This window comes from Enterobacter soli (genome assembly GCF_964208575.1).
Taxonomy (GTDB): Bacteria; Pseudomonadota; Gammaproteobacteria; order Enterobacterales; family Enterobacteriaceae; genus Enterobacter; species Enterobacter soli_A.
In genome coordinates this window covers 219,189-240,015 of the sequence record NZ_CAXOFU010000005.1, presented here as the reverse complement: position 1 = coordinate 240,015, position 20,827 = coordinate 219,189, and the positions used below count along the sequence as shown (strand labels likewise).

The following is a 20,827-nucleotide window of genomic DNA, read 5'->3' as shown; positions in this document are numbered from 1 at the left end:
TAAAGTTGTCGCAAGGAAGCACGCAGTGGCGGAGGTGGATAGTGATTACGCGTGATTTCTTAATGAAGGCAGATTGTAAGACGGCATTTGGTGCTATTGAGGAATCGCTTCTCTGGTCGGCTGAACAACGTGCGGCGTCCCTTGCCGCGACGCTTGCCTGCCGTCCGGACGATGGCCCGGTATGGATCTTTGGCTACGGTTCGCTGATGTGGAACCCGGCGCTTGAATTTGTTGAATCAGCAACGGGCACGCTCCCCGGCTGGCATCGCGCATTCTGTCTGCGCCTGACCGCCGGACGCGGCAGCGCGTGTCAGCCCGGCCGTATGCTTGCACTGAAAGAGGGCGGGCGCACCACGGGCGTGGCCTATCGGCTGCCGGACGCCACCCTTGAAGAGGAGCTGACGCTGCTGTGGAAGCGCGAAATGATCACCGGCTGCTATATGCCGAGCTGGTGCAAGCTCGAGCTGGATGACGGTCGCACCGTAAACGCGCTGGTGTTTATCATGGATCCGCGCCATCCCCTGTACGAAGCCGATACCCGCACCCAGGTCATCGCCCCGCTTATCGCGGCGGCCAGCGGCCCGCTCGGCACCAACGCCCAGTATCTTTTCTCCTTAGACCAGGAGCTGACGCGCCTCGGCATGAAGGACGATTGTCTGAACGAGCTGGTGGTGAAGGTGAAGGCGCTGCTGGAGGGGAATCGGCTGAACAACCCGCTGCGTCCGGGATTTGCCTGAGAAAACGCCCGGCTGACCGGGCGTTTTTTTATGCGGCGATGTAGCTTACCGAGTGCTCAAGGGACTGGCTGTGGCTGTCAATCAGCACGTCCCACGTGCCGGTGTAAGGCACCGTCAGCCAGGCTTTATCATCCTGTACGGTCAGAATATCCGCCTGCGAATGCTTCTGCGCCTTCGCGCTCATCAGATGAATGCGGCAGCGCTCCGAGCAGCGCACCACCACCGTATCCCCGCCAAACAGCTTCAAACTTGTTTTCACCAGTGCCATTTTTTACCCCGTCGTCTTAAACAATGCGCTCCCTGCGGCCAATTCCGAGCGTGATGTTGTTCACAATTCACTCATGGCATAACACCAAAGGGGAGGGGTGACGGTGCTGATTTTGATCAAAAAATGGCATAACGATTAAACAAAAATGACAAAATGCCTGAAAGCTTTCAGCTGGCGCGCTATTCACCCGGTAAATGCGCGCCAGCAGAAAATTAAATGCGGAAATGTCCCGCCGTTTCAGCAAGGTCGCCCGCCTGGCTTTGCAGGGCGCTGGCTGCTGCGGCGGACTGCACCACCAGCTCGGCGTTCTGCTGCACCATGCGGTCGAGGTGGGTGACCGCGTGGTTAATCTCGTGGATCCCCTTCATCTGCTCGCTGGTGGCGATGGATATTTCACGCATGATCCCCGACACGCTGCCGATGCTGGCGCGGATCTCGTTCATGCTTTCTCCCGCCAGATGCACGTAGCGCGAGCCGGTTGCCACGCTGTCGGTGGTGGAGTCGATAAGGGACTTAATCTCCTTCGCCGCCTGCGCGCTGCGGCTTGCCAGGTTGCGCACCTCGCCGGCGACCACCGCAAAACCGCGGCCCTGCTCGCCCGCGCGGGCGGCTTCAACCGAGGCGTTGAGCGCCAGAATGTTGGTCTGGAAGGCAATGCCATCGATCACGCTGGTGATATCGCCAATTTTTGCCGAGGCCACCTCGATAGACTGCATGGTGCTGATGGCCTGGGACACCACTTCGCCCCCGCGCGAGGCGGCGGCCGAGGCCTTGCTCGCCTGATCGTTGGCTTCGGCGGCAGATTCGTTGGACTGGGTGACCGACGCGGTAATCTCCTCCACGGCGCTGGCGGTTTCGCGCAGGCTCGACGCGGCCTGTTCGGTGCGCCCGGAGAGATCCTGGTTGCCCGCGGCAATTTCCTGCGCCGCGTTTTTCACCTGCGCGCTGGCGTCGCGAAGCTGGGCCATGACCACCGACAGCTTGTCGCTAAAGGCGTTAAAGGCCTTCGCGATCTGCGCCACTTCGTCATCGCCGCTGTCGGGCAGACGCTGGGACAAATCGTTGGTGCCGTTAGCGATGTTGTGCATCGCATCGCGAATATCGGACAAACGCTTCAGCAGGCGGGCAATCAGGAGGTGGACAATCGCGCCGCTCAGCAGGGCGAGAACGATCAGCGACAGGGCGGAGGCTTTCAGCAGCGAGCGCATGCCGGAGGTGGCATCGTTGCTGTCCAGCGCCACGATCAGCATCCACTGGGTGCCCGGTACGGCGGTCGCCAGGAAGGTTTTGTCCGCGCCGTCAAAGGTGCCGTCCACCGGCTTGCCGCTTTTCAGGGCCGCAAAATCGGTGCCTTTGATCGCCTCGGTGAAGGGTTTCAGGGTCAGCGCCGGGTCGTTAGCGGCAATAACGCTGCCGTCGCTGTTGACCAGCAGCCCGCTGCTCGCAGGGCTTGGGTGAATGCCGCGCACGTTCGCCACCACGCTGTCCATCGCCACGTCACCCGCCACAACCGCTTTCAGGGTGCCGTTTTCTTTCACCGGCACGGCGAAGGTCACCACCAGCTTTCCGGTGCCCGCGTCAACGTAGGGCGCGGTCACAACCGGGCCGTCGGTGCTCACCACCTGCTGATACCAGGGGCGAATGGTCGGGTCGTAATCCGCAGGCACGCCCGCCGGATCGGAGAATTTCGCCGTTTTGCTGGCGTAACCCACGTAGACGTTGGTAAACCCACCCGCCTGGGCGAGCTGTTTGAAGACCGGAACCGGGTCGTCGCTCAACGCCACGGTCTGCGCGGAGGTGATGACCGTCATTTTGCCGTTCACCCAGTCGGCAATCGCCATATTGTGACTGGCGCTGGTGCTGGTCAGAATATCGCGCTGCGACTGCTGGTTATCCTGGCGCGTGACCTGGAAGTTAATAACGGTATTAAGAAGAAGGGCGACGACCAGACAGCCTGTCGTCGCGGCAATGATGCGAGCACGGATGGATCTGAACATAAGTGAAATACCTGCTGTGTTGTTTCCATGCCTATCGGCAACCTTGCAGGTAAACTTGATGCTGAAACCGCGTCCATAAGAAAATAATATTTTTGTGGGTTTATTATTAAAAAGTTAATACTTTATCGGCGGACAGCGTCCACTCCGCCAGCTCCACCAGCGTGCCAATCTCCACGCCGTCAATCAGCGGCAGGGCGGTGATCCCGCGTCCGTCGGTGCAGGTTTTACACAGCTTAACCGGCACATCCTGCGCGGTCAGGATCTCCAGCATCTGCTGGATGTTATAGCCCTCGGCGGGCTTTTGCCCTTTCAGCCCGGCGGTGACCGCATCCGACATCAAAAAGAGCTTAAGCTCCAGCTCGCTATCCCGATCGCGCAGGGCAATCGCCAGGCGCAGGCTGTTGAAAAGGGATTCACTGCCGTAGGCCGCCCCGTTGGCGACGATGACAATCTTCTGCATGTTAACTCCTGTTATTTGCAACCATGACGCGGGAAGAGTACGCCTTTAACAGGCGTCGCGCCATCGGCGAGGGCTTTCAGGTTATTCCTGAAATTTCCCCTAAGGCTGCAATTATTTCCCAATAGCGTTAAGGTATTACGCGTATTCCACTAATTGCAGGCACCTTTCCCAACGTTGATGGTTGTTTTTTCACGTATTACTTCGTTGTTTTACGTTCTTCTCTGCTGTGGCGGAGCCGTTCAGGCTGCGCAGAATTCCTATATCCATCAGGCGCAAAATCCCTTCGATAACAACGGCGACGGCCTGCCCGACCTGGGGCTTGCCAAACCGACCTCGGAGCGAGAAAAGCACATCGCGGAGATGGCAAAAGCCTTCGGCGAGGCCAGCATGGTGGATAACGGCCTGACCACCGGGGAGCAGGCGCGGCAGTTTGCCTTCGGGCAGGTGCGGGATGCCGTCAGCGGCGAAGTGAACCAGCAGATTGAATCCTGGCTCTCGCCCTGGGGCAACGCCAGCGTGGATCTGCTGGTGGACGAAGACGGGCAATTCACCGGCAGCAGCGGGCGCTGGTTTATTCCGTGGCAGGACAACAACCGCTATCTCAGCTGGAGCCAGCTTGGGCTGACGCAGCAAACGGACGGGCTGGTGAGCAATGCGGGCATCGGCCAGCGCTGGCTCGCCGGAAGCTGGCTGCTCGGCTACAACACGTTTTATGACAATCTGCTGGACGAAAACCTGCAGCGCGCCGGGCTGGGGGCGGAAGCCTGGGGCGAGAACCTGCGGCTGTCGGCCAACTATTATCAGCCGTTTGCCGGGTGGCGCAGCCGCAGCGACGTGCAGGAGCAGCGCATGGCGCGCGGCTACGACGTCACGGCGAAGGCCTGGCTGCCCTGGTTCCACCATCTCAACACCAGCGTCAGCTTTGAGCAGTATTTCGGTGACAGCGTCGATCTGTTCAACAGCGGCACCGGGTATCACAACCCGGTGGCGGTCAACCTGGGGCTGAACTACACCCCGGTTCCGCTGCTGACCCTTTCTGCCGCGCACAAGCAGGGGGAGAGCGGCGAAAGCCAGAACAACCTCGGCCTGAAGGTCAACTACCGGTTTGGCGTGCCGCTGGCGAAACAGCTGTCGTCCGCAGAGGTCGCCGCCACCCGTTCCCTGCGCGGCAGCCGTTACGACTCGCCGGAGCGCGATAGCCTGCCGGTGATGGAGTTCCGCCAGCGCAAAAATCTGTCGGTGTATCTGGCCACGCCGCCGTGGGATTTGAAGGGCGGCGAAACCGTGATGCTTAAGCTGCAAATCCGCAGCACCCACGGCATTCGTCAGCTGCACTGGCAGGGCGATACCCAGGCGCTGAGCCTGACGTCACCGGCGAAAAGTAACAGCAGCGAAGGCTGGAGCGTGATCATGCCTGCCTGGAACGAGGGCGACGGGGCGCGAAACAGCTGGAAACTGTCGGTGGTGGTAGAAGATGAAGACGGGCAGCGTGTCTCTTCCAATGAGATCACGCTTTCGGTGGCGCAACCGCTTATCGCATTACCTGACGACGATCCGCGGTGGAAGCTGCTGCCGGATGAGTAAAATTAAAAGATACGCTCCTGGTGTACCCATACCGCCGCTTCGACGCGGGACTTTAATTTCATCTTTTTGAGCATGTGCTTCACGTGCACCTTCACCGTGCTCTCGGTGATATCCAGACGGCGGGCGATCATTTTGTTCGGCAGGCCCTGGGCGATCAGCTTGAGGATATCGCGCTCGCGCGGGGTCAGCTGGCTCACATCGCGGTCGGAGGTGGCGCGGTTTGCGCGCAGGCTGGCGGCGAGAACCGGCGTTAAGGCTTCGCTCAGCACCATCTCGCCCGCTGCGGCCTGCTGCAGCGCCTTGAGCAGATCTTCCGGCTCCATATCCTTCAGCAGATAGCCGTCAGCGCCGCGCTTGAGGGCGGTTACCACGTCCTCTTCGTGATTGGACACGCTAAAGACCACCACGCGGCCAGAAAGGGACTTCTCGCGCAGCTTGTCGAGGGTTTCAAGGCCGTTCATGCCGGGCATGTTGAGATCGAGCAGGATCAAATCAGGATCGAGCGCTTCGGCAAGTTCAATACCCTGTTCGCCGTTGCTGGCTTCGCCAACGACGGTGATATCCGGTGCCATACTGACCAGCTGTTTTACGCCTGTGCGCAGCATCGGATGGTCGTCAATCAACAGGATGGATGCCGGTTCCTGATTAGTCATGGTTTTCTCCTTGAGCAGTTATAAGGGGCTTTTCGGGAATAAAGGTGACCACTACTTCAGTGCCACCAGACTCTCCCCGGCGAACCTGGCAATCTCCGCGCAGGCTTTGCGCGCGGTCTCGCATGATAATTAAACCATAGTGGTTACTTCTCTCGGCATTTTCCGGCACGCCGCAGCCGTTGTCCGTGACCGTGAGTTTCACCTGATTATTATGGTGGCTGACGGTCACGGTTACTGCCGTCGCGCCCGCGTGCTTGAGCACGTTGCTCAGGGCTTCGCGGGCGATTTGCAGCAAATGTATGGCCTGATGCGAGGGGACAAAGCGCGGCGGAAGCTGGTAGTCGAGCTTCACCGGGAACCCCAGGCGGGCGCTAAATTCCTGACAGCTGGACTCCAGGGCAGGGCGCAGGCCCGGCTCGGTCAGCTGCAAGCGGAAGGTGGTCAGCAGCTCGCGAAGCTGCACCCAGGAGGTGTTCAGCTCGTTGCGGATCTGACCCAGCAGCTGTTTGCTGCTCTCCGGCAATCCTTCGTCCTGCATTTGCAGGCAGCTTACCTGCATCTTCATACAGGAGAGCGACTGGGCGATGGAGTCGTGAAGCTCCCGGGCGATGGTGGCGCGCTCTTCCATCACGATCAGCTGCTGCTGTTTTTCCTGATGGCGGTCGAGCGCCAGCGTCGCGGTGAGTTGCTCAACCAGCGTATCCACCAGCTGCTGCTGGTCGTGGCTCAGATGCCGCCCGGCGGGCAGCGTTGCGAGCAGAATGCCGTACTGCGTGTGGGTATCCGTCAGCCGCCATTTGAGGGTTGTCCCACTCCCGACCAGCGGCGGCAGGCCGCGCGGGCAGAGATGGCAGCCCTTGTCGTCGCAGGACATGTCCGACTGACAGGTAAACTCCTGATGATTCTCTTCGTCTTCAACGTCGTAAACCCGCAGCTCCAGGTCGTGCAGCAGCGTCAGGTTTTGCAGGCCGTTGAGCACCGGGGAAAGGCGCTCGCACAGCGGAACCTGCATGTGCAGACGGCGGTTGGCCTGCCACAGGAACGACAGAATTTCGTTCTTCTGCTCAAGCCCGGCGGTTTTCTCCTGCACGCGTTTTTCCAGCACCGCGTAGCTTTCGGACAGCTCTTCCGACATGGTGTTGAGCGCCTGGCCGAGCATCGCCATTTCGTTGCGGCCGCTGATGTGGGTGCGCTGGGTAAAGTCGCGCGCGGTGACCGCCCGCGCCATCGCCAGCAGCTGTTTCCACGGATTCAGCAGGCGCGCGCGCAGCCAGACGATGGTGAAGATCAGCAGCAGCGCCATAAACGCCGCCATCGCCCGGTGCACCATCACCACGCGGTCGATGCGCATCTCGGTGGTTTGATCGAAGCTGGAAACCAGGTTATCTATGCGTGAGACGAAGCCCGCGACGTCGCGGGAAACGGTATCGCCGCTTCGCGCCTGCAGCAGGCCCGGCTTAAGCTGCGCGTGCCAGTAGTTTTGCAGCGCCTTGAGCTGGGCCTGTTGACCGTCACGCAGGGCGGCTCTTTCCAGCTCCGGGCTAAATGCGGTGCGCTCCATCTCGTCAATCAGCGGCTCATCGCGCGAGGAGAGGGGAACCGAGGCCAGCAGGCGGTAACTCTGCATACGTAGCGAGCCTGCCTCGTTAATGGCATGGGCATTACCCTGCACGCCCTGTACCAGCCAGCCGGAGATCGCCATGCCGGTCACGCCGATAGCGGTGGACAGCAAAACAATCAATGCTAACTGGTTAACGAGTGTCAGCGGAGATAAACATCTTTTTAACATAGGGTTGCCGGGCTCCTGACGTGGCCTGCTTGCAGGAATGGCGCTATTTTCATGCATACCCTGGAGTATACCCATACCAATAAAGGATTACCTCCAAATTGCCGAGTGGGTAATGTCCGGGAGGATGGTGGTACGGGGAATCGTCAGCACCGTGAAAAACCACATCTTTTTTACCGGAAAAGCCTACTCACTAAGAGTAATGACTTTTTTTTCGCCGCAAAACCTCCCACTTTTCCTTTGATTTATATCAACTTACCGTCGCCCTAAAACCCTAATGTTTGCACCATCATTCGAGAATCAGAGGTGTCTATGAGTCACTCATCCGCTCCCGAAAGGGAAAGTGGTGCCGTTATTACCGACTGGCGTCCGGAAGATCCGGCGTTTTGGCAGCAGCGCGGTCACCGTGTAGCAAGCCGCAATCTGTGGATTTCCGTTCCTTGTCTGCTGCTGGCGTTTTGCGTATGGATGTTGTTTAGCGCAGTGGCGGTGAATCTGCCGAAAGTCGGTTTTACCTTTACCACCGATCAGCTGTTTATGCTGACCGCGCTGCCTTCGCTGTCGGGTGCGCTGCTGCGCGTTCCTTACGCGTTTATGGTGCCAGTCTTTGGCGGCCGTCGCTGGACGGCGTTCAGCACCGGGATCATGATCGTTCCCTGCGTCTGGCTGGGCTTCGCGGTGCAGGATACCTCTACGCCGTTTAGCGTATTCGTGATCATCTCTCTGCTGTGCGGCTTCGCGGGCGCAAACTTTGCGTCGAGCATGGCGAACATCAGCTTCTTCTTCCCGAAAGCGAAGCAGGGCGGTGCGCTGGGCATCAACGGCGGCCTGGGCAACATGGGCGTGAGCGTGATGCAGCTGATCGCGCCGCTGGCGATCTCTGTCTCTATCTTTGCCGCGTTTGGCGGCGGGACGGGCGTTGAGCAGGCGGACGGTTCTTCTCTGTTCCTGCAAAACGCCGCGTGGATCTGGGGTCCGTTCCTGGTAGTCTTCACCCTGGCGGCCTGGTTCTTCATGAACGATCTGTCGGCGTCTAAGGCTTCTCTGAGCGAGCAGCTGCCGGTGCTGAAGCGCGGACACCTGTGGGTGATGGCGCTGCTGTATCTGGCTACCTTCGGTTCGTTTATCGGCTTCTCCGCGGGCTTTGCGATGCTGTCGAAAACCCAGTTCCCGGACGTGCAGATCCTGCATTTCGCCTTCTTCGGCCCGTTCATTGGCGCGCTGGCGCGTTCCGTTGGCGGCATGATCTCTGACCGCCTGGGCGGGACTCGCGTCACGCTGGTGAACTTCGTGGTGATGGCGGTCTTCTGCGCGCTGCTGTTCCTGACGCTGCCTGCCGGCGGCGAGGGCGGTAACTTCATCGCCTTCTTCGGCGTGTTCATGGTGCTGTTCCTGACCGCCGGGCTGGGTAGCGCCTCTACCTTCCAGATGATTTCCGTTATTTTCCGCAAGCTGACGATGGATCGCGTGAAAGCGCAGGGCGGCAGCGAAGAGCAGGCCATGCGTGAGGCGGCAACGGACACCGCAGCAGCGCTGGGCTTTATCTCAGCCATCGGCGCGATTGGCGGCTTCTTCATTCCGAAAGCGTTCGGTATCTCGCTTGACCTGACCGGCTCTCCGGCAGGGGCGATGAAGGTATTCCTCGTATTCTATATCGCCTGCGTCGTGATTACGTGGCTGGTATACGGACGTAATACTAAGAAAAATAAGTAAGTTTGATTATCCGTTTACGCGGCCTTCGGGCCGCGTTTTTTTTGGCTGCAATAGTTACAACATACTCAAAGGGCTGCCAGGAGAGGTCGCGGGAAACACCGTGATCCCCATCGCTTTGCAGGGTGCTCTACCCCTTAATACCTAAGATGTTAAATTTTACCTTGCCTTCTGTAGGTTAAAATAAAAATAGCTCTATATTTCAATGGCATATTGAATTTAAAAGTCTACCGCTTTGGTGGTACTCCTCATAAAACCATCCCGTAAAGTCCCTCGTCGCCTTGATCGTTATCAATTCCCGCCATCTTTCAGAGCGTTACCTTCGCTGCAAATCAGCAATGTCGATTTAGAGAGCCACAGGCTCCACACAGGAGATACCCGATGAGCAAATTTTTGGACCGGTTTCGCTACTTCAAGCAGAAGGGCGAAACCTTTGCCGATGGGCACGGCCAGGTTCTGGATACCAACCGGGACTGGGAGGATGGATACCGTCAGCGCTGGCAGCATGACAAGGTCGTGCGTTCCACCCACGGCGTAAACTGCACCGGTTCATGCAGCTGGAAGATTTTCGTTAAAAACGGTCTGGTGACCTGGGAAATGCAGCAGACCGACTATCCGCGCACGCGCCCGGATATGCCGAATCATGAACCGCGCGGCTGTCCTCGCGGGGCAAGCTACTCCTGGTATCTGTACAGCGCCAACCGCCTGAAATATCCGCTGATGCGCAAACGCCTGATGAAGATGTGGCGTGAAGCGAAAGTGCAGCACAGCGATCCGGTTGATGCCTGGGCTTCCATTATTGAAGACGCCGACAAAGCCAAAAGCTTCAAGCAGGCTCGCGGTCGCGGCGGCTTTGTGCGTTCCTCCTGGCAAGAAGTCAACGAGCTGATTGCGGCGTCTAACGTTTATACTGTCAAAACCTACGGCCCTGACCGCGTGGCGGGCTTCTCGCCGATCCCGGCGATGTCGATGGTCTCCTACGCCTCCGGGGCGCGCTATCTGTCCCTCATCGGCGGTACCTGCCTGAGCTTCTACGACTGGTACTGCGACCTGCCGCCTGCGTCACCGCAGACCTGGGGCGAGCAGACCGACGTGCCTGAATCGGCCGACTGGTACAACTCCAGCTACATCATCGCCTGGGGTTCTAACGTTCCGCAGACCCGTACTCCGGACGCCCACTTCTTCACTGAAGTTCGCTACAAAGGCACCAAAACCGTTGCGGTCACCCCTGACTATGCGGAAATCGCCAAGCTGTGCGACCTGTGGCTGGCGCCGAAGCAGGGTACCGATGCGGCAATGGCGCTGGCGATGGGCCACGTCATGCTGCGCGAATTCCACCTCGATAACCCAAGCCAGTACTTCACCGACTACGTGCGTCGCTACACCGACATGCCGATGCTGGTGATGCTGGAAGAGCGCGACGGCTACTACGCCGCGGGCCGTATGCTGCGCGCCGCCGATCTGGTGGATGCCCTGGGCCAGGAAAATAACCCGCAGTGGAAAACCGTCGCCTGCAACAGCGATGGCGAGCTGGTGGCGCCTAACGGCTCTATCGGTTTCCGCTGGGGCGAGAAGGGCAAATGGAACCTTGAGCAGCGCAACGGCACCACGGGCGAAGAGACCGAGCTGCGCCTGAGCATGCTGGGCAGCCAGGACGAGATCGCGGAAGTCGGCTTCCCGTACTTCGGCGGTGAAGGTTCCGAACACTTCAAGAAGGTCGAGCTTGAAAACGTCCTGATGCACAAGCTGCCGGTGAAACGCCTGCAGCTGGCGGACGGCTCTACCGTGCTGGTGACCACCGTTTATGACCTGACCATGGCGAACTACGGCCTGGATCGCGGTCTGAACGATGAAAACTGCGCAACCAGCTACGACGACGTGAAAGCCTACACCCCGGCCTGGGCCGAGCAGGTGACGGGCGTGCCGCGCGCGCAGATCGCCCGCATCGCCCGCGAATTCGCGGAGAACGCCGACAAAACCCACGGTCGTTCGATGATTATCGTCGGTGCCGGTCTGAACCACTGGTATCACCTCGATATGAACTATCGCGGTCTGATCAACATGCTCATCTTCTGCGGCTGCGTCGGTCAGAGCGGCGGCGGCTGGGCGCACTACGTCGGCCAGGAAAAACTGCGTCCGCAGACCGGCTGGCAGCCGCTGGCGTTTGGCCTTGACTGGCAGCGTCCGGCGCGCCACATGAACAGCACCTCCTACTTCTATAACCACTCCAGCCAGTGGCGCTACGAAACCGTCACCGCGCAGGAGCTTCTGTCGCCGATGGCGGATAAATCCCGCTATACCGGCCACCTGATCGACTTCAACGTGCGCGCGGAGCGCATGGGCTGGCTGCCGTCTGCCCCGCAGCTCGGCACTAACCCGCTGCGCATTGCCGACGAGGCGAAAAAAGCCGGCATGACGCCGGTGGATTACACCGTGAAATCCCTGAAAGACGGCTCTATCCGCTTTGCGGCAGAGCAGCCTGAAAACGGTAAAAACCACCCGCGCAACCTGTTTATCTGGCGCTCCAACCTGCTCGGTTCCTCCGGTAAAGGCCACGAGTACATGCTGAAATACCTGCTCGGTACCGAAAACGGTATTCAGGGTAAAGATCTCGGCAAGCAGGGCGGCGTCAAGCCGGAAGAAGTGGAATGGAAAGACAACGGTCTGGACGGCAAGCTGGATCTGGTGGTGACCCTGGACTTCCGTCTGTCCAGCACCTGCCTGTACTCCGACATCGTGCTGCCTACCGCGACCTGGTATGAAAAAGACGACATGAATACCTCGGATATGCATCCGTTTATTCATCCGCTGTCTGCCGCCGTCGATCCGGCGTGGGAATCGAAAAGCGACTGGGATATCTACAAGGGTATCGCGCAGAAATTCTCCGAAGTGTGCGTTGGCCACCTGGGTAAAGAAACCGACGTGGTGACCCTGCCAATCCAGCACGACTCCACTGCCGAGCTGGCGCAGCCGCTGGACGTGAAGGACTGGAAAAAGGGCGAATGCGACCTGATCCCGGGCGTGACCGCGCCGCACATTATTCCGGTTGAACGCGACTACCCGGCGACCTACGAACGCTTTACCTCTATCGGCCCGCTGATGGAGAAAATCGGCAACGGCGGTAAAGGGATTGCCTGGAATACCCAGAGCGAAATGGATCTGCTGCGCAAGCTCAATTACACCAAAGCGGAAGGCCCGGCCAAAGGCCAGCCGATGCTGAACACGGCGATTGATGCGGCAGAGATGATCCTGACCCTGGCGCCGGAAACCAACGGTCAGGTGGCGGTTAAAGCCTGGGCCGCGCTGAGCGAGTTTACCGGTCGCGATCACACGCACCTGGCGCTGAACAAAGAAGACGAGAAAATCCGCTTCCGCGATATTCAGGCCCAGCCGCGCAAAATCATCTCCAGCCCGACCTGGTCCGGCCTTGAGGATGAGCACGTGTCCTACAACGCGGGCTACACCAACGTTCACGAGCTGATCCCGTGGCGCACCCTGTCCGGTCGTCAGTCCCTGTATCAGGACCACCAGTGGATGCGCGACTTCGGTGAAAGCCTGCTGGTTTACCGTCCGCCAATCGACACCCGCTCGGTGAAAGAGGTGATGGGCGAGAAGTCTAACGGCAATCCTGAGAAGGCGCTGAACTTCCTGACGCCGCACCAGAAATGGGGTATCCACTCAACCTACAGCGACAACCTGCTGATGCTGACCTTAGGTCGCGGCGGCCCGATCGTGTGGATGAGCGAAGCGGATGCCAAAGAGCTCGGCATTGTGGATAACGACTGGATCGAAGTGTTCAACAGCAACGGTTCCTTAACCGCCCGTGCGGTGGTGAGCCAGCGCGTTCCGGCGGGGATGACCATGATGTACCACGCCCAGGAACGTATCGTGAACATTCCGGGATCGGAAATCACCGAGCAGCGCGGCGGTATTCACAACTCCGTGACCCGTATTACGCCGAAGCCAACCCACATGATCGGCGGCTACGCGCAGCTGGCCTACGGCTTTAACTACTACGGCACAGTAGGATCGAACCGCGATGAGTTCGTGGTGGTACGTAAGATGAAGAACATTAACTGGTTAGACGGCGAAGGTAATGACCAGGTACAGGAGAGCGTAAAATGAAAATTCGTTCACAAGTCGGCATGGTGCTGAATCTGGATAAATGCATCGGCTGTCATACCTGCTCGGTCACCTGTAAAAACGTCTGGACCAGCCGCGAAGGGACAGAGTACGCGTGGTTCAACAACGTTGAAACCAAGCCGGGCACCGGCTTCCCGACCGACTGGGAAAACCAGGAGAAGTACAAGGGCGGCTGGATCCGCAAGATCAACGGCAAAATCCAGCCGCGCATGGGCAACCGCGCCATGCTGCTGGGTAAAATCTTCGCCAACCCGCATCTGCCGGGCATCGATGATTACTACGAGCCGTTTGATTTTGACTACCAGAACCTGCATAACGCTGCGGAAGGTAAGCACCAGCCGATTGCCCGTCCTCGTTCGCTGATCACGGGTCAGCGCATGAATAAGATCGAAAAAGGCCCGAACTGGGAAGACGATCTGGGCGGCGAGTTTGAGAAGCTGTCGAAAGACAAAAACTTCGAAAACATGCAGAAGGCGATGTACGGCCAGTTCGAAAACACCTTCATGATGTATCTGCCGCGCCTGTGCGAGCACTGCCTGAACCCGGCGTGCGTGGCGACCTGCCCGAGCGGCGCCATCTACAAGCGTGAAGAAGACGGCATCGTGCTGATCGACCAGGACAAGTGCCGTGGCTGGCGCATGTGTATCACCGGCTGCCCGTACAAGAAAATCTACTTCAACTGGAAGAGCGGCAAGTCCGAGAAGTGCATCTTCTGCTACCCGCGCATCGAAGCCGGGATGCCAACCGTCTGCTCCGAAAGCTGCGTAGGCCGTATCCGCTATCTCGGCGTCCTGCTGTATGACGCGGACGCGATTGAAAACGCGGCGAGCACCGAGCACGAGAAAGATCTGTATCAGCGCCAGCTGGACGTGTTCCTCGATCCGAACGATCCGAAAGTGATTGAGCAGGCGCTGAAGGACGGCATTCCGCAGAGCGTCATTGACGCCGCGCAGCAGTCTCCGGTGTACAAAATGGCGATGGACTGGAAGCTGGCCCTGCCGCTGCACCCGGAATACCGCACGCTGCCGATGGTCTGGTACGTTCCGCCTCTGTCACCAATCCAGTCGGCCGCGGACGCGGGCGAACTGGGCAGCAACGGCATTCTGCCTGACGTTGAGAGCCTGCGTATCCCGGTTCAGTACCTGGCGAACCTGCTGACCGCAGGGGACACCCAGCCGGTGCTGCTGGCGCTGAAGCGTATGCTGGCGATGCGTCACTTCAAACGCGCGGAAACCGTTGACGGCGTGATGGATACCCGCGCTCTGGAAGAGGTCGGCCTGACCGAAGCCCAGGCGCAGGAGATGTACCGCTATCTGGCGATCGCCAATTACGAAGATCGCTTCGTGGTGCCGAGCAGCCATCGTGAGCTGGCGCGCGAAGCCTTCCCGGAAAAAAGCGGCTGTGGCTTTACCTTCGGCGACGGCTGCCACGGCTCAGACGGCAAATTCAACCTGTTCAACAGCCGCCGCATCGACGCGCTCGATGTGACCAGCAAAACGGAGCCGCACCAATGATTGAACTCGTCATTGTTTCGCGTCTGCTCGAGTACCCGGATGCTGCCCTGGCGCAGCATCAACAGGAACTTTTCGATGCACTCGCGTCATCAGAAAACCTGGAAAAAGAGGATGCCCATAAGCTGGGCGTTTTCCTGCGCGACCTGCTGGCGCGCGATCTTCTCGACGTGCAGGCCGACTACAGCCAGCTGTTCGACCGCGGTCGCGCAACCTCGCTGCTGCTGTTCGAACACGTTCACGGTGAATCCCGCGACCGCGGGCAGGCGATGGTCGACCTGATGGCGCAGTACGAGCAGCACGGCCTGCAGCTCGACAGCCGCGAGCTGCCGGATCATCTGCCGCTGTACCTCGAGTATCTGGCGCAGCTGCCTAAAGAGGACGCGCTCGGCGGGCTGCAGGATATCGCCCCGATCCTGGCGCTGCTCGGCGCCCGTCTACAACAGCGCGAAAGCCCGTATGCGGTGCTGTTCGACCTGCTGGTGAAGCTGGCGGAAGCGGCTATCGACAGGGAGAAAGTGGCGGAGAAAATTGCTGACGAAGCCCGCGACGATACCCCGCAGGCGCTGGATGCGGTCTGGGAGGAGGAGCAGGTGAAATTCTTTGCTGACCAGAACTGCGGCGAGTCGGAAATCACCGCTCACCAGCGTCGTTTTGCCGGAGCCGTTGCCCCGCAATATTTGAATATCTCTAACGGAGGACGGCAATAATGCACTTCCTGAATATGTTCTTCTTTGATATCTACCCCTATATCGCAGGCACCGTATTCCTGGTGGGAAGCTGGCTGCGCTACGACTACGGTCAGTACACCTGGCGCGCTGCCTCCAGCCAGATGCTGGATCGCAAGGGGATGAACCTGGCGTCTAACCTGTTCCACATCGGGATCGTCGGCGTGATTGCAGGCCATGCATTCGGGATGTTAACACCGCATTGGATGTATGAAGCGTGGCTGCCGCTGGAGGTGAAGCAGAAGATGGCAATGTTTGGCGGCGGCGCTGCGGGCCTTATGTGTCTGGTTGGCGGCCTGCTGCTGCTCAAACGCCGCCTGTTCAGTCCTCGCATTCGCGCCACCACAACCGCAGCAGATATTCTGGTGATGTCGGTACTGGTTATCCAGTGTGCGCTGGGTCTGCTGACCATTCCGTTCTCCGCGCAGCATATGGACGGCAGCGAAATGATGAAGCTGGTTGGCTGGGCGCAGTCCGTGGTGACCTTCCACGGCGGGGCTTCCGAGCATCTGGACGGCGTGGCGTTTATCTTCCGCATGCACCTGGTGCTGGGCATGACCCTGTTTGTGCTGTTCCCGTTCTCCCGTCTGGTACACATCTGGAGCGTGCCGGTGGAGTACCTGACGCGCAAGTACCAGATTGTTCGCGCCCGTCGCTAGTTCGCCGTTTTAATCCCAACCCCGCGCTCGCGGGGTTTTTTTTCGCCCCAGCCCAGGTTATTGCCCGCCGCGGCAAACAGGATCAGCACGCCGCCCGCCAGCTGCGTTGCCGTTAGCGTATGCCCGAAGACCAGGCTGTCGACCACAATCGCCACCAGCGGATAGATAAAGGACAGGGAGCCGGTAACGGGAGTCGGTAGCTTCTGGATGGCGCTGTATAAGAGCTGATACATAACGCCGGTGTGCAGAATACCGAGCGTCAGTAAAATCGCCCACGGGAATTCAGCGGAGAACGCGGGCATCTGCGCCAGCGGCAGGAGCATGACCACCCCGGTAATGACCTGAATAAAGGCGATATGCTGCGGCGCGATGCTTTTCAGCCTGCGGGTGATGATGGCGGTGAGCGCGTAGAAGAAGGCCGCACCCAGCGCCAGACCGATGCCCACGAGCCAGCCGCTGCCGCGGCTGCCGGTCATTTCGCTGGAGAGCAAAATCACCACGCCCGCAAAGGCGAGGAGAAGCCAGCCCCATTTCGCCAGGCTCACGCGCTCGCCGAGCAGGACGCCCATCATCACCAGCATAAACGGCTGCGTGTTGTAGACCACCGTCGACAGGCCAATCGAGATACGCTCGTAGGCGGCAAAAAGCAGCAGCCAGTTCACCACCAGCGCAACGCCGCCGAGGATGGCCAGCCCCAGCGTGACTTTGGTAAGCGGGCTGAACGGCTGTCCGCCGATCCGGATAAAGATGAAGAGCGCCACGGCCCCGATCAGGCATCGCCAGAACACCACCTCGGTGACCGGTAGGCCCGATAGCAAAACAAAGGCTCCAATAGAGCCCGAGATCAGCATCGCCAGGCTCATTTGCCAGACGCCTTTATGTAAATCACGCATCGTTCACCTCCTGATTGATGGCTCTATTTTCGATAAAGGCTGTCGGCTTTTACAGGCGTGATATAAGGTGAAAGAGATGAATGGCTTTTTTAAATCAGGTGAAAACGATGGATTACCTTCTCGATAACATCGATCGGCAGATTTTAGCCTGCCTGGTCGAGGATGCGCGCGTGTCGCTGAAAGTCCTCAGCGCACGGGTAGGGCTGACGTCGCCCAGCACGGCGGAGCGCCTGAAGCGGCTTGAGGAGCGGGGCGTGATTCAGGGCTATGGCGCGCGCGTAAACTTAGCCGCGCTGGGCTATACGCTGCAGGCGCTGGTGCGGGTGAGGCCGTTACCCGGGCTGCTGCACAAGGTGGATAAATATATTCAGGCGATGCCCGAGTGCATTGAAAGTGACAAGGTCACCGGAGAGGATTGCTTTGTGATTCGGCTGGTGGTGCGCTCCATCGAGCAGCTTGATGTGGTGCTGGACGGCCTGGCGGAACATGCCCAGTGCAATACGTCGATTGTGAAGAGTTCACCGGTGACGCGTCGATTGCCGCCGTTGTAGCGTTTTTGCCAGGTGGCGGCTGCGCCTTACCAGGCCTACGAATACGGTGCGGTGTTATCGTTTTGTCGCCCAGGTAAGCGCAGCGCAGCCGGGGAAAACAGGTGCGCAGAATCGGATTCAACTGTTGTTATTTTATAAATCGGAGATTTGAAGCGATTTGGAAGCGATGGTGGTGGGGGAAGGATTCGAACCTTCGAAGTCGATGACGGCAGATTTACAGTCTGCTCCCTTTGGCCGCTCGGGAACCCCACCAGGGGTAATTCATATTTTGAGGTACAGCTTGAAGATGGTGGTGGGGGAAGGATTATTCGTCGCTTCGCTCCTCACCCTTCGGGCCATTGCCTTTGGCAACGTTCTCTCGCTTCGCGAGAGTCGAACCTTAATCGAAGGTTCTCACCCTTCCCGATAAGCGCAAACTTCACGTTTTCTCATCGGTGTTACCACATCGCTGTGGTGAATAATGGTGGTGGGGGAAGGATTCGAACCTTCGAAGTCGATGACGGCAGATTTACAGTCTGCTCCCTTTGGCCGCTCGGGAACCCCACCACGGGGTAATGCTTATACTGGCCTGCTTCGGTTGGAAGCGGGGCGCATCATATCAAATGATGCGCCCCTGTAAAGCTTTCCTTTAGGTAAATGACGTTGTTTGCCTGCTTTTTATCCGTAAAGCTGCAAAGCTAATCAATTCATTTTCCGAAGGATTAAAGAATAATCGTTCTGTTACCGTACACAAAGACCCGCTGGGCCAGCACCTGGTACAGCGCGCGGCTCAGAACGTTCTTCTCGACGTCACGCCCGGCACGCATCATGTCTTCAGCCGTGTAGGTGTGATCCACATGAATCACGTCCTGCATGATGATTGGGCCTTCGTCCAGGTTGTCATTCACGTAGTGCGCGGTAGCACCGATGATCTTCACGCCGCGCTCGTACGCCTGATGGTAAGGACGCGCGCCGATAAAGGCCGGCAGGAACGAGTGGTGGATATTGATGATCTTGTTCGGGAAACGAGACACAAACGATGGCGTCAGCACGCGCATGTACTTCGCGAGCACAACGTAGTCCGGGTTATGCGCTTCAATGGCCTGGGCCATCAACTCATCATGCTCTTCGCGGGTGTGGCCTTCGTGGCTCACCAGCTCAAACGGAATATCAAAACGCTCAACCAGGGTACGCAGCGTATCGTGGTTACCAATAACGGCGGCAATTTCCACGTCCAGACCGCCGTAGTTGGCTTTCATCAGCAGATCGCCCAGGCAGTGCGCCTCTTTGGTCACCAGAATCACCACGCGGCGACGGCCCGCTGGGGTCAGCTCGCGCACGGAGCCTTCCGGCAGGGCGCTATCAAGATCGGCAAGCAGGGTGGTGTCGTTGAAAATGCCTTCCAGCTCGGTACGCATAAAGAAGCGGCCGGTACGGTGGTCAACGAACTCGTTGTTCTGCACGATATTCAGTTCATGTTTGTAACAGATGTTGGTAATTCGTGCGATTAGCCCCTTCTGGTCGGGACAAATAGTGCGCAGAACTTTACGTTGTAATGATTGCATCGCCGGGAAATCCTGTTTGAGTATTTGCGAAGTCTGAGCTGTCGGGCGTTACTGCCCGCAGCACTTTTTAAATTTTTTACCTGAACCGCAAGGGCAGGGGTCATTACGACCAAACTGTGGACGCGTGCCGTCAATATAATACCATTGCCCGTTTTCCTGTAAAAAACGAGAACGCTCAATGATGGCAGACGTTTTATCGCCTTCGATGAAGCGGGCCACAAAGCTGACGTAACCTTCGTTAGCCTGGCTGCCCGCGGTGGATTCAAAGACGGTAAGACCCAGCCACTGCGTATTGGCGAATCCGGCTTCGATATCCTGTCGGAAATCGGCGGCACGGCAGGATGGGTGCCAGGTCTTGATAAGATAGTCTGCGTCCTTGATCACAAAAGCAGTATATCGCGAACGCATTAGGTGTGACGGGTCTGGTGCAACCTGTTCGCCAGAAAGATATCGCTGGCAACATAGGCTATACTCCAGAGCGCTACCACAGGGGCAGAGTTGAGACACGATTCTCTTCCTGGAACAAAAAAATTATGAGCGTAAAACGCTTCGGGTAGCACCATGTTAACTGAGCAGTTGCGTTGACGCTATGTCAGGAATCCAGGGGAAGTAAAACAGGGCTAATGAGAAAGGTAAAAATTGGACTGGCGCTGGGATCGGGTGCAGCCCGGGGCTGGTCGCATATCGGTGTAATCAATGCGCTTAAGCAGATGGGTATTGATATCGATATCGTCGCAGGATGTTCTATCGGTTCGCTTGTCGGGTCTGCTTACGCCTGTGGGAAGCTTCCGGAACTTGAAACCTGGGTGCGCTCCTTCAGCTACTGGGACGTGCTGCGTCTGATGGATCTCTCCTGGCAGCGCGGCGGTTTGCTGCGCGGCGAACGCGTCTTTAACCAGTTCCGCCGGATCATGCCCCTCGAAGACTTCAGTGACTGTCAGATGCCGTTCGGCGCCGTGGCGACCAACCTGAGCACGGGGCGCGAGCTGTGGTTCACCGAGGGCGATATTCATCTCGCCGTGCGCGCGTCCTGCAGTATGCCGGGCCTCATGGCGCCGGTGCCGCACAATGGTTACTGGCTGGTAGATGGCGGGGTGGTAAACCCTATTCCTATCTCACTCACCCGTGCGATGGGCGCGGATATCGTGATTGCGGTTGACCTGCAGCACGACGCGCACCTGATGCAGCAAGAACTGTTACCCGTCAACGTGCAAAGCGAAGATGCCGAAGGTGAAAAACTCGCCTGGCATGAGCGCCTGCGCGGTCGGATTGGGCGAATGGCTACCCGCCGCGCGGCGGCAGCGCCAACGGCAATGGAAATCATGACGACCTCCATCCAGGTGCTTGAAAACCGCCTGAAGCGCAACCGCATGGCCGGAGACCCTCCTGACATTCTTATTCAACCCTATTGCCCTCAAATCGCGACCCTGGATTTCCATCGTGCAGAATCCGCCATTGCCGCGGGTTCGTTAGCCGTAGAGAAGAAAATGGATGAGCTGATGCCGTTTGTACGGACTTCAGCCTGAGCACCTTTTTTTGATTACTTCAGCAAAATCTGACAGGCGATAGTGCCGATAGCATGCCACTATTTAGTTACTGTCAG

Annotated in this window: 17 protein-coding genes, 2 tRNA genes and 1 other RNA gene; 9 read left to right on the top strand and 11 right to left on the bottom strand. The window is 58.5% G+C overall.

Translation table 11 applies throughout. The features are described 5' to 3' along the window. The first annotated feature begins 41 nt into the window (after positions 1–41). Positions 42–737, top strand: a complete 696-nt coding sequence (locus AB6V08_RS07390) for a gamma-glutamylcyclotransferase (RefSeq protein WP_368542075.1) — start codon at positions 42–44, stop codon at positions 735–737. Between the two features lie 28 nt (positions 738–765). On the opposite strand, the gene AB6V08_RS07385 is transcribed toward AB6V08_RS07390, so the two are convergent. From AB6V08_RS07385 to AB6V08_RS07375, 3 genes are all read right to left on the bottom strand, one after another. Continuing rightward, positions 766–1,005 (bottom strand): hypothetical protein, encoded by a 240-nt coding sequence (locus AB6V08_RS07385; RefSeq protein ID WP_368542074.1) that lies wholly within the window; start codon positions 1,003–1,005, stop codon positions 766–768. Between the two features lie 212 nt (positions 1,006–1,217). Next, entirely contained in the window at positions 1,218–3,002 is a 1,785-nt protein-coding gene (locus AB6V08_RS07380) for a methyl-accepting chemotaxis protein (RefSeq protein WP_368542073.1), read from the bottom strand. Between the two features lie 106 nt (positions 3,003–3,108). Next, positions 3,109–3,462 carry a DsrE/DsrF/TusD sulfur relay family protein gene (locus AB6V08_RS07375; protein ID WP_368542072.1) on the bottom strand — a complete coding sequence of 118 codons (354 nt, stop codon included), beginning with the start codon at positions 3,460–3,462 and terminating at the stop codon, positions 3,109–3,111. A gap of 177 nt (positions 3,463–3,639) precedes the next feature. On the opposite strand from AB6V08_RS07375, the gene AB6V08_RS07370 reads away from it, so the two are divergent. After that, positions 3,640–5,046, top strand: coding sequence for a YchO/YchP family invasin (locus AB6V08_RS07370; RefSeq protein ID WP_368542125.1), 1,407 nt, complete (start codon positions 3,640–3,642; stop codon positions 5,044–5,046). A gap of 2 nt (positions 5,047–5,048) precedes the next feature. On the opposite strand, the gene narL is transcribed toward AB6V08_RS07370, so the two are convergent. After that, positions 5,049–5,699, bottom strand: coding sequence for a two-component system response regulator NarL (narL, locus tag AB6V08_RS07365; protein WP_028018756.1), 651 nt, complete (start codon positions 5,697–5,699; stop codon positions 5,049–5,051). Continuing rightward, positions 5,692–7,488, bottom strand: a complete 1,797-nt coding sequence (gene narX, locus AB6V08_RS07360) for a nitrate/nitrite two-component system sensor histidine kinase NarX (RefSeq protein ID WP_368542071.1) — start codon at positions 7,486–7,488, stop codon at positions 5,692–5,694. Before narX ends, narL begins: the two co-directional genes overlap by 8 nt. Before the next feature lie 309 nt (positions 7,489–7,797). On the opposite strand from narX, the gene AB6V08_RS07355 reads away from it, so the two are divergent. The 5 genes from AB6V08_RS07355 to narI all read left to right on the top strand — a co-directional run bounded on the left by AB6V08_RS07355 (position 7,798) and on the right by narI (position 16,236). After that, positions 7,798–9,198 carry a NarK family nitrate/nitrite MFS transporter gene (locus tag AB6V08_RS07355; RefSeq protein ID WP_368542070.1) on the top strand — a complete coding sequence of 467 codons (1,401 nt, stop codon included), beginning with the start codon at positions 7,798–7,800 and terminating at the stop codon, positions 9,196–9,198. Positions 9,199–9,576: 378 nt separating this feature from the next. After that, positions 9,577–13,320 carry a nitrate reductase subunit alpha gene (locus tag AB6V08_RS07350; RefSeq protein ID WP_368542069.1) on the top strand — a complete coding sequence of 1,248 codons (3,744 nt, stop codon included), beginning with the start codon at positions 9,577–9,579 and terminating at the stop codon, positions 13,318–13,320. Beyond that, on the top strand, positions 13,317–14,852 hold the full coding sequence (gene narH / locus AB6V08_RS07345; RefSeq protein WP_368542068.1) for a nitrate reductase subunit beta: 1,536 nt from the start codon (positions 13,317–13,319) through the stop codon (positions 14,850–14,852). The genes AB6V08_RS07350 and narH overlap by 4 nt, the downstream gene beginning before the upstream one ends. Beyond that, the gene (narJ, locus tag AB6V08_RS07340; RefSeq protein ID WP_368542067.1) at positions 14,849–15,559 is read left to right on the top strand and encodes a nitrate reductase molybdenum cofactor assembly chaperone; all 711 of its coding nucleotides are present in this window, start codon (positions 14,849–14,851) and stop codon (positions 15,557–15,559) included. Before narH ends, narJ begins: the two co-directional genes overlap by 4 nt. Continuing rightward, positions 15,559–16,236 carry a respiratory nitrate reductase subunit gamma gene (narI, locus tag AB6V08_RS07335; protein WP_368542066.1) on the top strand — a complete coding sequence of 226 codons (678 nt, stop codon included), beginning with the start codon at positions 15,559–15,561 and terminating at the stop codon, positions 16,234–16,236. The genes narJ and narI overlap by 1 nt, the downstream gene beginning before the upstream one ends. On the opposite strand, the gene AB6V08_RS07330 is transcribed toward narI, so the two are convergent. Next, positions 16,233–17,129, bottom strand: a complete 897-nt coding sequence (locus AB6V08_RS07330) for a DMT family transporter (protein WP_368542065.1) — start codon at positions 17,127–17,129, stop codon at positions 16,233–16,235. The genes narI and AB6V08_RS07330 overlap by 4 nt on opposite strands. Positions 17,130–17,236: 107 nt before the next feature. Between AB6V08_RS07330 and AB6V08_RS07325 the strand changes: the two genes are divergently transcribed. Beyond that, positions 17,237–17,680 carry an Lrp/AsnC family transcriptional regulator gene (locus AB6V08_RS07325; RefSeq protein WP_368542124.1) on the top strand — a complete coding sequence of 148 codons (444 nt, stop codon included), beginning with the start codon at positions 17,237–17,239 and terminating at the stop codon, positions 17,678–17,680. A gap of 167 nt (positions 17,681–17,847) precedes the next feature. Here the strand turns inward: AB6V08_RS07325 and AB6V08_RS07320 are convergent. The 5 genes from AB6V08_RS07320 to AB6V08_RS07300 form a co-directional block, all read right to left on the bottom strand. Continuing rightward, positions 17,848–17,932 (bottom strand) — tRNA-Tyr (locus AB6V08_RS07320). 35 nt (positions 17,933–17,967) lie between these two features. After that, a non-coding RNA gene (locus tag AB6V08_RS07315) (RtT sRNA) lies at positions 17,968–18,098 on the bottom strand. Positions 18,099–18,141: 43 nt separating this feature from the next. Further along, positions 18,142–18,226, bottom strand: a tRNA-Tyr gene (locus AB6V08_RS07310). A 155-nt stretch (positions 18,227–18,381) separates the two neighbouring features. Beyond that, positions 18,382–19,224 (bottom strand): formyltetrahydrofolate deformylase, encoded by an 843-nt coding sequence (gene purU, locus AB6V08_RS07305; RefSeq protein ID WP_368542064.1) that lies wholly within the window; start codon positions 19,222–19,224, stop codon positions 18,382–18,384. 48 nt (positions 19,225–19,272) lie between these two features. After that, complete coding sequence (locus AB6V08_RS07300) at positions 19,273–19,731, bottom strand: YchJ family protein (protein WP_368542063.1); 459 nt, start codon at positions 19,729–19,731, stop codon at positions 19,273–19,275. Positions 19,732–19,847: 116 nt separating this feature from the next. Between AB6V08_RS07300 and rssA the strand changes: the two genes are divergently transcribed. After that, entirely contained in the window at positions 19,848–20,750 is a 903-nt protein-coding gene (gene rssA, locus AB6V08_RS07295) for a patatin-like phospholipase RssA (RefSeq protein WP_368542062.1), read from the top strand. Positions 20,751–20,827 lie beyond the last annotated feature (77 nt).

Excerpts from the sequence above, each read along its gene's own strand:
- AB6V08_RS07385 (WP_368542074.1), bottom strand. The coding sequence starts at position 1,005 with ATGGCACTGGTGAAAACAAGTTTGAAGCTGTTTGGCGGGGATACGGTG.
- AB6V08_RS07380 (WP_368542073.1), bottom strand. The coding sequence starts at position 3,002 with ATGTTCAGATCCATCCGTGCTCGCATCATTGCCGCGACGACAGGCTGT.
- AB6V08_RS07375 (WP_368542072.1), bottom strand. The coding sequence starts at position 3,462 with ATGCAGAAGATTGTCATCGTCGCCAACGGGGCGGCCTACGGCAGTGAA.
- AB6V08_RS07370 (WP_368542125.1), top strand. The coding sequence starts at position 3,640 with ATGGTTGTTTTTTCACGTATTACTTCGTTGTTTTACGTTCTTCTCTGC.
- narL (WP_028018756.1), bottom strand. The coding sequence starts at position 5,699 with ATGACTAATCAGGAACCGGCATCCATCCTGTTGATTGACGACCATCCG.
- narX (WP_368542071.1), bottom strand. The coding sequence starts at position 7,488 with ATGTTAAAAAGATGTTTATCTCCGCTGACACTCGTTAACCAGTTAGCA.
- AB6V08_RS07355 (WP_368542070.1), top strand. The coding sequence starts at position 7,798 with ATGAGTCACTCATCCGCTCCCGAAAGGGAAAGTGGTGCCGTTATTACC.
- AB6V08_RS07350 (WP_368542069.1), top strand. The coding sequence starts at position 9,577 with ATGAGCAAATTTTTGGACCGGTTTCGCTACTTCAAGCAGAAGGGCGAA.
- narH (WP_368542068.1), top strand. The coding sequence starts at position 13,317 with ATGAAAATTCGTTCACAAGTCGGCATGGTGCTGAATCTGGATAAATGC.
- narJ (WP_368542067.1), top strand. The coding sequence starts at position 14,849 with ATGATTGAACTCGTCATTGTTTCGCGTCTGCTCGAGTACCCGGATGCT.
- narI (WP_368542066.1), top strand. The coding sequence starts at position 15,559 with ATGCACTTCCTGAATATGTTCTTCTTTGATATCTACCCCTATATCGCA.
- AB6V08_RS07330 (WP_368542065.1), bottom strand. The coding sequence starts at position 17,129 with ATGCGTGATTTACATAAAGGCGTCTGGCAAATGAGCCTGGCGATGCTG.
- AB6V08_RS07325 (WP_368542124.1), top strand. The coding sequence starts at position 17,237 with ATGGATTACCTTCTCGATAACATCGATCGGCAGATTTTAGCCTGCCTG.
- purU (WP_368542064.1), bottom strand. The coding sequence starts at position 19,224 with ATGCAATCATTACAACGTAAAGTTCTGCGCACTATTTGTCCCGACCAG.
- rssA (WP_368542062.1), top strand. The coding sequence starts at position 19,848 with ATGAGAAAGGTAAAAATTGGACTGGCGCTGGGATCGGGTGCAGCCCGG.